The organism is Frankia sp. CpI1-P (assembly GCF_001421075.1).
GTDB classification, from domain to species: Bacteria; Actinomycetota; Actinomycetes; order Frankiales; family Frankiaceae; genus Frankia; species Frankia torreyi.
On record NZ_LJJX01000028.1, the window covers coordinates 1 to 12,242 of the forward strand.

The 12,242-nt window shown below is 71.4% G+C and carries 7 protein-coding genes and 6 pseudogenes; 10 read left to right on the forward strand and 3 right to left on the reverse strand.

The features are described 5' to 3' along the window. The 3 genes and pseudogenes from FF86_RS51830 to FF86_RS51845 all read left to right on the forward strand — a co-directional run. The coding region (locus tag FF86_RS51830; protein ID WP_242419025.1) for a DDE-type integrase/transposase/recombinase at positions 1–507 on the forward strand (507 nt) is incomplete at both ends. Positions 508–546: 39 nt separating this feature from the next. Beyond that, positions 547–663, forward strand: a pseudogene (locus FF86_RS51840) (IS3 family transposase); the annotation flags it as partial. Position 664: 1 nt separating this feature from the next. Continuing rightward, positions 665–1,032 (forward strand): annotated as a pseudogene (locus FF86_RS51845) (integrase core domain-containing protein); the annotation flags it as partial. On the opposite strand, the gene FF86_RS62720 reads toward FF86_RS51845, so the two are convergent. From FF86_RS62720 to FF86_RS51855, 3 genes and pseudogenes are all read right to left on the reverse strand, one after another. Then, the coding region (locus tag FF86_RS62720) for a hypothetical protein (protein WP_255355841.1) at positions 1,029–1,113 on the reverse strand (85 nt) is incomplete at its 5' end. The pseudogene FF86_RS51845 and the gene FF86_RS62720 overlap by 4 nt on opposite strands. Position 1,114: 1 nt before the next feature. After that, positions 1,115–1,460 (reverse strand): annotated as a pseudogene (locus FF86_RS51850) (reverse transcriptase domain-containing protein); the annotation flags it as partial. 1 nt (position 1,461) lies between these two features. Further along, a pseudogene (locus tag FF86_RS51855) lies at positions 1,462–1,959 on the reverse strand (reverse transcriptase domain-containing protein); the annotation flags it as partial. Positions 1,960–2,757: 798 nt separating this feature from the next. On the opposite strand from FF86_RS51855, the gene FF86_RS18495 reads away from it, so the two are divergent. From FF86_RS18495 to FF86_RS18515, 7 genes and pseudogenes are all read left to right on the forward strand, one after another. Next, positions 2,758–4,041, forward strand: coding sequence for an IS4 family transposase (locus FF86_RS18495; RefSeq protein ID WP_044886163.1), 1,284 nt, complete (start codon positions 2,758–2,760; stop codon positions 4,039–4,041). A gap of 279 nt (positions 4,042–4,320) precedes the next feature. Continuing rightward, a pseudogene (locus FF86_RS66950) lies at positions 4,321–4,612 on the forward strand (VapC toxin family PIN domain ribonuclease); the annotation flags it as partial. Beyond that, a complete protein-coding gene (locus tag FF86_RS18500) occupies positions 4,598–4,942 on the forward strand; it encodes a hypothetical protein (protein WP_236705849.1) in 345 nt (114 codons plus the stop codon). The pseudogene FF86_RS66950 and the gene FF86_RS18500, both read left to right, overlap by 15 nt. A gap of 1,865 nt (positions 4,943–6,807) precedes the next feature. Beyond that, positions 6,808–7,677: pseudogene (locus FF86_RS51860) on the forward strand (hypothetical protein); the annotation flags it as partial. 1,545 nt (positions 7,678–9,222) lie between these two features. Further along, the gene (locus FF86_RS66955) at positions 9,223–11,166 is read left to right on the forward strand and encodes a CHAT domain-containing protein (RefSeq protein ID WP_396229941.1); all 1,944 of its coding nucleotides are present in this window, start codon (positions 9,223–9,225) and stop codon (positions 11,164–11,166) included. A 64-nt stretch (positions 11,167–11,230) separates the two neighbouring features. After that, the gene (locus FF86_RS18510) at positions 11,231–11,587 is read left to right on the forward strand and encodes a hypothetical protein (RefSeq protein ID WP_128423332.1); all 357 of its coding nucleotides are present in this window, start codon (positions 11,231–11,233) and stop codon (positions 11,585–11,587) included. Further along, positions 11,584–12,207, forward strand: a complete 624-nt coding sequence (locus FF86_RS18515) for a hypothetical protein (protein ID WP_044886161.1) — start codon at positions 11,584–11,586, stop codon at positions 12,205–12,207. The genes FF86_RS18510 and FF86_RS18515 overlap by 4 nt, the downstream gene beginning before the upstream one ends. Positions 12,208–12,242 lie beyond the last annotated feature (35 nt).

The following is a 12,242-nucleotide window of genomic DNA, read 5'->3' on the forward strand; positions in this document are numbered from 1 at the left end:
CAGGTGACCGAGGAAGCGCTCGAACAGCTGATCCCGAAAGTCGGGGCCGTCGCGGCGTGCCGGGCGGTGGGCCGGTCCCGGGCGACGCATTACCGGCGGCACCGGAAAAGCCCTGCTCCGCCGCGGCCGGCACCGATTCCGCACAAGCAGCGCCGCCAGCCCGCGGCCCTGACGGCCGAGGAGCGGGCGAGGGTGCTGGAGCTGTTGCACTCGGAGCGGTTCGTGGACGCCTCCCCGGACCAGGTCTGGGCGGCGCTGCTGGACGAGGGGATCTACCTGGCGTCTCCCCGCACGATGTACCGGATCCTCGCCGAGCACGGAGAGACCGGGGAACGCCGCCGCCAGGCCACCCACCCGGCTCATGTCAAACCCGAACTCGTCGCCGAAAAGCCCAACACCGTCTGGTCGTGGGATATCACAAAACTCCGCGGCCCGAAGAAATGGACTTACTACTACCTGTACGTCATCATCGACGTGTACAGCCGCTATGTTGTCGGGTGGATGGTCNCCGACGCCGAATCCGCGGCCCTCGCCGACGATCTACTNCGCGCCACCTGCGAGAAACAGGCCGTCAACCCTGACCAGCTCACGATCCACGCGGACCGCGGCACGTCCATGACCTCGAAAACCGTCGCACTGCTCCTCGCCGATCTCGGGGTCACCNGTTCCCATTCCCGCCCGCGGGTCTCCAACGACAACCCGTATTCAGAGGCCCACTTCAAAACGTTGAAGTACCGGCCCGACTTCCCGGCGTCGTTCGAGACCCTGCAGACGGCTCGCGCCTGGTGCCGACAATTTTTCGACCACTACAACAACCAGCACCGCCATTCCGGGATCGGCCTGCTGACCCCGGCGGTCGTGCACCACGGCCAGGCCGACACCGTCCACCAGGCCCGCGCCAGCGTGCTCGACGCCGCCTACGCCGCACACCCCGAACGGTTCGTCCGCCGACCCCCGACCCCACCCGAGCTCCCCAAGCCCGCGTGGATCAACCGGCCCGACGACCAGGACACCGATCAGCAGGCCAACTAATTTTCTGAAGCGCCTGACTCAAACAGCTTGACGGATTCCGCCACGCCCCCCATCTTCTTGAGGGCGTCCCGACTCACTGCCNGCAGGAAGCTGGAGAACATCTGCCCGTCCTTTCTGCGGGCACCTCTCATCCGGAACGTGTACCCGAGGAACGTGAACGACGTGTTGTCATATTCCTCACGCCTGTTTCCGTTCTTGCAGTCCACTATCCTGGTCTTGTCGGGATGCAGGCGCAGCCCGACCTCCCTCATCCGCTCCGCGAGTTTTGCCCTTACATACCGGGCCTGCTTCTCGCTCGCACAGTGCACGACCGCGTCGTCGGCAAAACGCTCGAACGGCAGGGTTGGAAACTGCCTCTCCATCCAGGCGTCGAAGGCATAATGCAAGAACAAGTTAGCCAGCACGGGTGAAACCGCGGACCCTTGATGNGTACCCCGATCCCGCTCGACCATCCTGCCATCGGGCCATTGCATCGGAGCTTTCAGCCACCGCTGGACGTAGAGCACCACCCATTTCTGCTCAGGGGTAGTGTTCGCCTCGACCGCCTTGACTACAAGGTCGTGATCGACGGAGTCGAAGAACTGGGAGATATCAAACTCAAGTACCCAGCTCATTCGCCAGCACCTTTCGCGGCACTTTCCGAGCGCCATCAACGGCGACCGCCCCGGCCGGTACCCGTACGAGTCGTCATGAAAGATCGACTCGGTGCGGGGTTGCAGCGCAAGGGCGACCACGGTCTGGGCGACCCGGTCAGCCACGGTGGGCACACCTAAGATCCTCGTCCCTGGGCCGTGTGGCTTCGGTATCTCCACAGCCCGCACCGGGGGCGGGAAGTAGCTCCCCGAGGACATCCGCACCCAGACCTTGTACAGATTGTTCTTCAGGTCCTTCTCGAAGTCCTCGATGGACTGCCCGTCGACCCCGGCGNCACCCTTGTTCCGCCGGACCTGCTGATACGCCTCCCACANAAGCGTCTTGGAAATCACATACGGTCTCTGTTTCGGACCTGAATTGTCCACTCGACTCCTCCCGGGTTTACACCCGGTTGCTCGGCGAACTCCTCTGGATGAGCCGGCCCCTTCGCTCCACCCCCATTACAGGGGCTTCAACACTAGTACGAGCCGGTCCGCCGGCGTTGCCGCATCGGTACTCCCGCCTCCCGGTTTCAGCCGCTCGGCGCACTCCCTCTCGCCCGGCCACAGGGGCCGGGGCAGTATCGGCGAACNCCTTCCCCCGTTCCGCACGGACGCCGCAGCCCAGGCTCGCGCCACCTGCATGCCGGACACCACCAGGCCAATAGACGGGCACCCGCCTGGCTCATCCCGGAGCAGCATTGATACCCCGGTTCCGGTGTCACCTCATAAAGTAACGGCACTTCAGCGGTGGTTCACTTTCGTTCGCCTTCCTGGACCCTGTCTGACGACTCTTACGCCGCCTTTTCTCCGACGCTCAGCACGACAGGCTTCAACTAACGCACCTCGGAGTGACTTGACGCCTCCCCCCGCAGGGCGACGCCGGGGAGCCGGACGGAACCCTTACCACGGGGCNCCGCCTCCCCCATCGTCCGTGCAGCACGCACGTGTCAAGAACTGACCTGCCTACCTTCAGACAGCTCCCTTCCTCGCGCTCGGGGCGCAACAATGCCACTTCCACTAGTTGGATCTTGGGGGTCGTTGGTGTGTTGGTTGTGGTGGTTCTGTGCGGGTAGCGGCATGATCGAACGCTGTGGCGGACACTCGGGTGGTGGCGGACCGCCGGCTGACGGACTGGATCTCGCTGGGAGTCCTGACGTCGTTCGTCCCGCGTGACGCGGTCGACGAGGCCATCGCGGCGACCGGGAGAGGCGCCCGGCGTAGCGACGTGACGATCCCGCCGCATGTCGTGGCCTACTTCGTGATGGCGCTGGCACTGTTCGCCGAGGACGACTACGAGGCGGTCGCGCGCCGGCTCGCCGGGACGTTGGACGATCTCGATGTCACCGGGCCGGTGTGGGACCCGAGTTCGGGTGGGCTGACCAAGGGCCGCCAGCGGCTCGGCGCGGCGCCGATGGCCGCACTGTTCTCCCAGGTCGCGGCGCCGGTCGCGGACCTGGACACGGTCGGGGCGTTCCGCGGGCCGTGGCGGCTGATGAGCATCGACGGGCTGGAGTGGGACGTGGCGGCGTCCAAGGAGAACATTGCCGCGTTCGGCCTGCCGGCCGGCCGCGCCGACGCGCCGGGAGTGTTACCGAAGGTCCGGGCGGTCACCGTGTCGGAGTGCGCGTCGCACGCGGCGGTGCTCGCGGCCCTCGGCCCGGCCGGCGGGGCGAAGGTCGCCAGCGAGCAGGCCCTCGCCCGCCAGCTTTACCCACGTCTCGAGTCCGGCTGGTTGTTGCTGGCAGACCGGAACTTCTACTCCTGGGCGGACTGGTGCACGGCCGCGGACACCGGCGCGGCGCTGCTGTGGCGGGCGAAAGCGAACCTGCGGCCCCCGCCGCTGCGGGCACTGCCGGACGGTTCCTACCTGACGGTGCTGGTCAACCCGAAGGTCACCGGCGCGGCGCGTGAGGCGCTGCTCGCCGCCGCGCGGGCTGGCACGCCGCTGGACCCGGCGAAGGCCCGCTACGCCCGCCTCGTCGAGTACGACGTCCCGGACCGTGAGGGCGACGGGAAACACGAGATCATCGGACTGATCACCACGATCTGTGACCCGCGGGAGGCGACCGCCACCGCCCTGGCCGGGGCGTACCAGCAGCGGTGGGAACACGAGACCGGGAACAGGCAGCTCAAAACCTACCTACGCGGTCCGGGCCGGGTCCTGCGCTCGAAGCATCCCGACACCGTCTACCAGGAGATCTGGGGCTACCTGCTCACCCACCACGCGATCAGTGCCCTGACCTGCCAGGCCGCGACCGCCGCCGGGATCGACCCCGACCGGATCAAGTGCAAGCGCACCGTCAGGATCATCCGCGACCGGGTCACCGACCCGGCTTTTCCCCCCCTGACCAGCGCCGCCGGACCCTCGACCTGATCGCCGCCGACATCACCCGGCCGACCAGGCTCAACACCCGCCGCGAACGCACCTACCCCCGCGCCGTCCGCCGCGCCCGCCACAACCAGTACCCCGTCAAGAAACCCGGCCAGCACGGCGTCCGCCACAACACCCCAGCCACGATCAGACTCGCCAACCCCCTGAAATCCCAGGTCGCAGCTTGATCCAACTAGCGGAAGTGGCATTGGGCTATGACCTGACCGACAGGCGTGTTCAACAGCACCGCCGCGCGTCTCTGGGCCCGTTATTAGTCTCCGTAGCGGCCTGGTCGCCGCGGGGACCTACTCGGTGCTCACCAGGCTGCCGGGCGACGCGCGGCTGTCCGCGCCGGACGCCGCACACCTGCTCGACGCGAGGTGGCGCCGCTGACGCTGAGCGGCCCGCCCGCCAGGAGGTCCAGACCACCCTGAGTCAGCTCGGCATCGCCGGCAGCGCCGGGTACGACGGGCTGGTCGCGCTCGCCGCCAAGGAGCACGGCCTCGCCCTCGCGACGAAGGACGCACGCACGCGCGGGACCTACGACGCGGTAAGTGTCATGATCCTGGCCGGGGTGAAGTACCTCGGGTCAGCAGCACCGGACCGGACGGCCACCGGTGCTGACCCGGGACAGCACCCCACCGCTACGCGGAGCGACCAGCGTCCCCGCCGGCTTGTCGCCTGCGCGCGGACCTTCACCCTCGTCTCCTACACACGGGCCGGCGCCATGCTCGCCGAGGCCAGACTTCCCACGAAGAAACGGCCCGACGTCATCGACGCCCTGGTCGTCATCGCCGCCGCACTGCACGGCCCCGCGCAGATTCTCACCAGCGATCCCGACGACATCACCGCCTACGCCGCCACCCTCGACCGCGCCGACATCGTCGCCGAACCCATCTCATGAGAGATCAGTAGCTATCCCAGGGATCTGNGCTGGGTCGAGCCGTTGGGTGCCGTCGACGGCCACATCGATGCCGGTGATTGCGGTTCGTTGTTCCCCGATCGGCTGATCGATAGCATCAGTGACGAGGTGTGCCGGTGTCGATACNGGGGTGGACGNCTCTCCGCTGTCCCCTGCCTGGCCCGAGGGGGTGGCACGCGCAAATGGCACTGTTCGGTCGTCGGCGCGCCCGACGCCGTGCGTCTGGTGCTTCGGCCGCCCCCGAGGTGGTCGAGGCCGGGGACTCGCCGCTGGATCCGCAGCAGGCGGCCGCGGAGGGCCGCCGGCTGCTGCAGACCGTTCCGGTGGGCGCGGCCGACGAGCGAGCCAGGTTGTCCGTGATCGGCGGGCTCGCGGTCGACCTGGAAGTCCTCTCTGGCCGCACGGGTGCGCCCGGCCTGCTCAACGAGGCCATCGACCTGGGCCGGGCGCTGACCGGGCGCTGCGCCGGCTGGCCCGAGGAGGCCGCGATCCGGTCGAACCTCGCGGGTGCGCTGCTGCGGCGGTTCCAGACCGCGGATACACCCGCCGACCTCGACGAGGCGTTCGCTCAGGCCTGCGCGGCGGTGGCGGCGGGCCCACCAGGCCATCCCGACCGGGCCCGCAGCCTGTCGAACCTCAGCTACGCCCTGCGGATGCGGTCCGACCGGGACGATTCGGCGGGGGATCTCGACACGTCGATCCACGCGCTACGGGAGGCACTCGCCGCGACCGCCTTGACGGACCCGGACCGGCTGGGGCGGCTCGTCAACCTGGGCGCCACCCTGCACAGACGGTTCGACCGTTCGGGCGGCCACGACGATCTCGACGAGTCCATCGAGACCAGCCGGGCCGCCAGCAGGATCGCCGTCGGCGACCAGCGGCTCAACGCGCTCACCAACCTCTGGTCCGCGCTGGTCGACCGAGTGCAGGCGAACGGCCGCGCGGACGACCTCGACGAGAGCGTGGAGGTGGGGCGGGAGCGGGCGCGTCTGCTGACCACCCGTCCGCCCGGTGCGCCGCCAGCGTCGCAGCGAGCGATGTTCCTGTCTCTGCACGCGAGGATGCTGCGGACCCGCTTCACCCACGACGGGGATGTGTCCGACCTCGACGAGGCGATCTCGACGCAACGTCAGGCCGTCGAGCTCGCCACGGCCGCCCATGATGATCTCTCCGGATACCATCGCAGCCTGGCGGAGCTGCTGCGGTTACGGGCACACCCGCCGGCCGCGGCGGACGCGGAGCCCCCACGCCACCGGCGAGACCGGCTGGACGCCCGCGCCCAGCGCAGTGGCAGCCTCGACGACCTGGACGAGGCCGTTCGGGTCGCCCGCGAGATCGTCGATCAGGCCGGCGGCGACCCGGCGGACCCGGCGGACCCACAGCGCTGGTCGGACCACCAGCAGCTCGCCGAGCTGCTTCGCCGCCGCTACGAGCGGACGGGAGACCTCGACGATCTCAGCCGGGCGATCGACCTGTGGCGGGCGACGCTCGCCGCCACGCCGAACGACCACCCCGGCCGGGTCTCCTGGCAGGGGAACCTGGCGGTGGCGCTAGAAATCCGGGCCGAGCGCACGGGGGACGTCCGCGATCTGCACGCGGCGATACCTCTGCAGCAGGCCGTCGTCGAGTCCAGCCNGGCCGACCTGCGCGCGCGGGGCCTGATGCACCTCGCGGACCTGCTTGCGGCGCGTTACCAACATGACGGCGTGTCCGCCGACCTGGACCGGGCCATCGAATTCGGCCGCGCCGCGCTGGCGGCGTCCGGTGCGAACGACAGCGGCTTTGTCCGGACGAACCTGGCGGGGATACTCCTGCAGGACCATGAACGAGGCGGTGCTCCGGGGGCGGTGACGGAGGCCGTCGGGATGCTGCGCACGACGGTGGCGGAGACACCGGCGTTCAGTCCGCGGCTCGCCACCCGACGGGCGGCTCTCGCCAGGGCGCTGCTTATCCAGGCCGACCGGACCGACGACGCCACGGCGCTGGACGAGGCGATCGGTCTGCTGCGAGCCGCCGTCGACGAGCTGTCGGACGGCGATGAGTCCAGGCGGCCGCAGCTGTTGGCGAACCTCGCGGGCGGGCTGTGGCGACGCCACGAACGGACCGTCGCCACCGGATCCCAGGCGAACGGGGCCGTCGGCAACGACCAGCTCGCCGATTTCGGCGATCTCGACGAGGCGGCGCGGTTGTGGGAGCAGGCCCTCGGCCTGCTGCCCTGGGAGCATCCCGACCGGCAGACACTGCAGGGCAATCTCCACCGGGCGAGGGAAGCTCGCGCCCGGAACTCCCATCAGGATGAGCCCCGCACGGCGCCTGCACCGGACGGTGCGGAGCCGGCCAGCGCGGAGCCGGCCAGCGCGGAGCCGGCCAGCGCGGAGCGCCCCTCCGCTGGTGCGGTGCCATCCCGGCCGGCCGACGGGAGCGACGGGAGCGACGCCAGCGGCGAGAATCTGCGCCTGCTCACGCAGGGGCTGGTGCGTACCGACGTGCACGAGTCGTGGATCGATCTTGTCCAGCCTGGATCCGGGCTGGATCTGACCGCCGCGATCGAGCAGTTCGCGACGATGGCGGCGCACTACCGCGGCGAGCGGGACTACCGAGGCGCGATCATCGCGGAGCAGAACCACGACTTCCTGGTACGGGCGGCGCAGGTGGGCGGGCCCGCGGCTGCCCGGGAGACTCTTCGCCGCGCGGACCTGACGGTGCTGCGGGCCGCCNCCCCCGCCTTCTACAGGATCAGAGATCCCGCCGTCGAACGTCTCCTGCTCACCGCGTTCCCCGCCATTCCCCGGTTGGCCTCCCCTCCCCACCGCGAGGACACCGGCGCGAGTCCCGGTTCGGCGGACGAGCCGGCCTGGTATGTCGCGAAGGTGGCGGCGTTCGACGCGCACGCGGCCTTGGGTGTCGTGGTCGCCACGGACGACGCGCTGTGGCGGACGGGGGCTGCGGCCGCCTTCGACCTGGCGCGGGCCTACAACCGCCGCGACGAGTCCGGTCGACCCGACGCGGGCCCGCCGGACGGCGAACTCGCCGAACTGCCCCCCGTCGAGGTGGCGTTCGCGCTGGCTGTGGCCGCGCTGACCGTGCTTCCGCCCGACGTGTCCGAGGACGACCTGCACACGCTGCTCGCGCTTACCGCGAGTCTCGCGCAGCGCCTCCACGATCAGATCGGCACCGAGCTCATCGAAGCACGGCACGCCGAGGAGCCGTCCGACGTGATGCGCTGGGACGTCGACCACCTCATGGGGGCCGCCGACTGGGTGGCCATCCTGGGGGAACGGCTGCTCACCCTCGGGTTGACCGACGCCGAACGCATCGAGGCCCTGCGCTGCCTGGCCATCGCCCTGGTCGAACGCCATGACTGCGACGGCCACGCGGCGGACCTCGACCGACTGATCGACGTGCTGACCGAGCTGACCGAGCTGATCCCCACGGGGGACCCGGAGCGTCTCCGCGTGGGCTTCCAGCTCGCCGTCCAGTACGAACAGCGGTACCTCGACGCTGGCCGGGCCACGGACCTCGATGCCGCGATCGAGGGCTACGCCCGCGTGCTCGGTGCGCTTCCCGCCGGCGAGCAACTCCACTCGATGGTCCGCGGGCGGCTGCGGGATGCCCGACTGCTGCGCTTCCGTGCCAGCCGGCGGATCGCCGACATCGACGCGGTCGTGGATCTGTCCGAGGCGGCCGCCGCGGAGCGGACCACCGGCTCCGATCGGATCCTGCGGTTGATCAACCTCGCCGAGGCCCTGCGGGAACGTCACGACCTCACCCGACGGGTCGCCGACATCGACCGGGCGGTCGCCCTGGGCCGGCAGGCACTGGACGCCAGCGTCGCGGGCGGGCTGCCGCACGCGGAGGTACGCAGCCAGCTCGCCCTGTCGCTGCGCGGACGGTTCATCCAGAACGGCGCGGCCGAGGACGTCGACGAGGCGGTCGAGCAGGGTCGGGCCGCCGCCGCGGCGGCGTCGGAACGCACCGATCATCACCGGTTCCTGGCGGCTCTCGCCAACCTGCTGATGCTGCGGGTCGGTGCCGTCTGGCCGCCCGAGGCCGCAGCGTTGGCACGCGAGCGGGCGCAGGTCGGGTCGGCGGAGCAGCGGCGGCAGGCAGCGGTCGCGCTCGGCCGCTGGTTTCGGACCGACGTCGACCGCCAGGCCGACGTCACGACCGCCATCGGCCTGTACCGGCAGGCTCTCGCAGCCGTCCCCACCGACGATCAGAACCACGCGGGCTACCTCAATGATCTTGCCAGTACCCTGCAGATGAGGCCTGCGCCCGCCGCGGCGTCGCCGACGGCGGACCCCGATGCCGCCGCCGACGCCCCATCGGACGACGACGCCGCGCTCGACGCGCTCATCGCAGCGGCGCGCCTGGTCGGGCCGGGCGATGTCAGTCGGTCGACCATCCTGCGCAACCTCGGGGCGGCGTGGCAGCAACGGGCGGAGCGCAGCGGGTCGCCCCAGGCCTTCGCGGCGGCCGTCGAGTGTCTGCGGGCGGCCGCGACGGACCCGACGGGACCGGCATCGCCGCGGCTGCGGACAGCCATAGAGTGGGGTCAAGCAGCGAGGGCCGCGGGCGACCCGGCTGGCGCCGTCGAGGCGTACGCGTCCGCGCTCGCCCGCCTGCACGAGGTGACCTGGCAGGGCCGCGACCGGCCGCACCAGGAGCGGGAACTGTCAGCCCGGGCCCGGCTCGCCCGCGACGCCGCCGCGGTGGCCCTCGACGCCGGCCAGCCCGAGCGCGCCGTCGAGCTGCTGGAACTGGGCCGCTCGGTGCTGTGGACCCAGCTGTTGGACCTGCGCGGCGACGACAGCGAGCTTGCCGCGCGCGCCCCTGCGCTGCATGCCGAGCTCGGGCAGATTCGCACGACGCTGGACAGCGAGGCCGCGGTGACGCCCGCGCAGCGCATCGCGTTGGCCCAGCGCTGGGATGACCTCGTCGCGCAGGTGCGCGGGCTCGACGGGTTCAGCGACTTTCTGCGTCCGGTGCCGCTGGACCGGCTGCTGCGAGGGGCCGTCGGGGGAACCGTCGTGATCATCAACCTCAGCGCCCTGCGCTGTGACGCGCTGCTCGCCCGCCCCGACGGGGTGCGCGTGGTGCCCCTGCCCGCGCTGTCCGACAAGGACGTGGGCGCGCGGGTCGACGGCTACCTGGGTGCCCTGCGAGCAGCCGAGCAGGCCCGGCAGGCGCAGCAGGCGGCCTGGTCGGCGGTGCCCTCGCCGGCCTCGTCCGGGCCGGGGTTGCAGGCCGCGCTGCAGGCCGCCCAGCGTGCCGAACGCGAGCTGCTCCGGGCGCAGGAGGCGGCCGAGGTCGTCGGCACCGCGACCCTGGAGTGGCTCTGGGACGCCATCGCACAGCCCGTCCTCACGGCGCTCGGCCACCTGCATGCTCCCGCTGCGGACGAACCGTGGCCGCGGGTGTGGTGGTGCCCGACCGGCCCGCTCGCCCTCGTCCCGCTGCACGCGGCCGGTTACCACCGGACTCCCGCCGACGGCCCGGCCCGTGCGGTGCTCGACCTGGTGGTGTCCTCCTACACCCCGACGCTGCGCGCGCTGCTGGCCGCCCGCGCCCCCGACGGGCCGGCCGTGGCCGCTCCCGCCGCCGACGAGAGCGGTCGGCTGCTCGCCGTCGCGCTGCCGGACACCCCCGGGCAGGCCCCTCTCGCGGGCGTCGACGCCGAACTGGCCGTCCTCGCGGACCACTTCGGCGATGACCATCTCACGGTCCTGCGAGCCGACGCCGCGACCCGGCAGGCCGTCCGGCGGGCTCTGGACTCCCACAGCTGGGTGCACTTCAGCTGCCACGGCACGCAGGACCTCGCCGACCCGAGCAGCGGCGGTCTGGTCCTGCACGACGGGGTCCTGGCCGTCGCCGACGTCGCGCGTCTGCGACGTCGAGGCGAGTTCGCGGCGCTGTCCGCCTGCAAGACCGCCACCGGCGGCGTCGAGCTCGCCGACGAGACGATCACCCTTGCCGCGGCGCTGCAGCACTCCGGCTACCGCCATGTCGTCGCGACGCTGTGGTCGGTATACGACGGACCGGCCACCACTGCGGTGTTCCGCGCCGTCTACGGCGAGGTCACCGCCGGAGGCACACCACGTGCCGAGCGCCTCGCGGAGGCACTGCACCGGGCGGTGGTGGCGCTGCGTGAGGATCATCGGGACGAGCCGAGTATCTGGACGCCGTTCGCGCACACCGGGCCATGACGGCCCCACCACACATCGCGACATGCTGCGCCTCGACGACATGTCGCGCCGGAAGGAGCTGCCGATGACCGTGATCCCGCCTCGCGACGAGCCGCCGGCCGCCGCGCGTGTCGTCGGCTACGTGGAGGTGACCGACCCCGGCTTCCGGACGCACGCGGAGGCCACCTTCCGGCAGGACCGTCCATCCCGCGGCGGCCTCCTGCTACGTGGCCACTGCCCGCGCTGCGGCCACTACATGACGTACTACGCGACCGACGTGGTGGTCCGCGGCCTGCTGCCGCTGCGCCGCCCGCGCCCGCCCACGCCCGCTGCCGGCGGTGACCTGACGGTCATCTGCACCTGCGCGGAGGAGCACGCGGGCCGTCCCGAGGACTACGAGGGCTGCGGCGCCTACTGGCTGCACCAGGCCGGTCCGGCATGACCGCGACCGGCGCGGACCGGCGGGCGACCCCGGCGGACGCCCACGCCGCGCAGCTGACCCGGCGCATGCTTCGCGAGGAGCTGCCGCGGGTGCGCGCGGCAGCGCTGTCGTGGCGCAACGCCCTGGCCGGCCTCGTCGCCGGTCTGGTCGGCTTCGGCCTCATCCGTGGCCGCTCGGAGATCGACGATCTCGCCGCCCCGTGGGCGGCGGTCGTCGGAATCCTGCTGCTCGCTGCGCTGATGGCGGGCGGGGCCGGCGCTGTGTGCCTGCTGTCCGCCGCGCACGGACGCCCCTCGATCGTTCCCGTTGACGCCCTGAACAGCGAGGTGGTGCGTACCCATGCCGAGGCACTGCGCGCCGTGCGCGCACTGCGGCTCGGCGTCGTGCTGGTGTTCGCCTGCGCCGGGCTGCTCGTCGCCGCGGTCGGCGTCACCTGGTACGGGCCGCCGGCGAGCGGATCGCTGCTCGACGTGCAGGCACCAGCCGGGCTGGTCTGCGGTGGTGTCGTACGCGTCCACGCCGGGTTGCTCACCCTGCGTACCGCCGTCGGCGACGTGGACGTCGACCTGCGGACGGTCACCGCGATCCAGTCCGTCGCCGCCTGCCCGGCGTCACACTGACCGGCTCCGCGCGCGGCACACCCACACGGGAACCA

Bases quoted from the DNA above. Each gene is read 5' to 3' on its own strand.
- FF86_RS66955 (WP_396229941.1), top strand. From the start codon at position 9,223: ATGAGGCCTGCGCCCGCCGCGGCGTCGCCGACGGCGGACCCCGATGCC.
- FF86_RS18510 (WP_128423332.1), top strand. From the start codon at position 11,231: ATGACCGTGATCCCGCCTCGCGACGAGCCGCCGGCCGCCGCGCGTGTC.
- FF86_RS18515 (WP_044886161.1), top strand. From the start codon at position 11,584: ATGACCGCGACCGGCGCGGACCGGCGGGCGACCCCGGCGGACGCCCAC.
- FF86_RS18500 (WP_236705849.1), top strand. From the start codon at position 4,598: ATGATCCTGGCCGGGGTGAAGTACCTCGGGTCAGCAGCACCGGACCGG.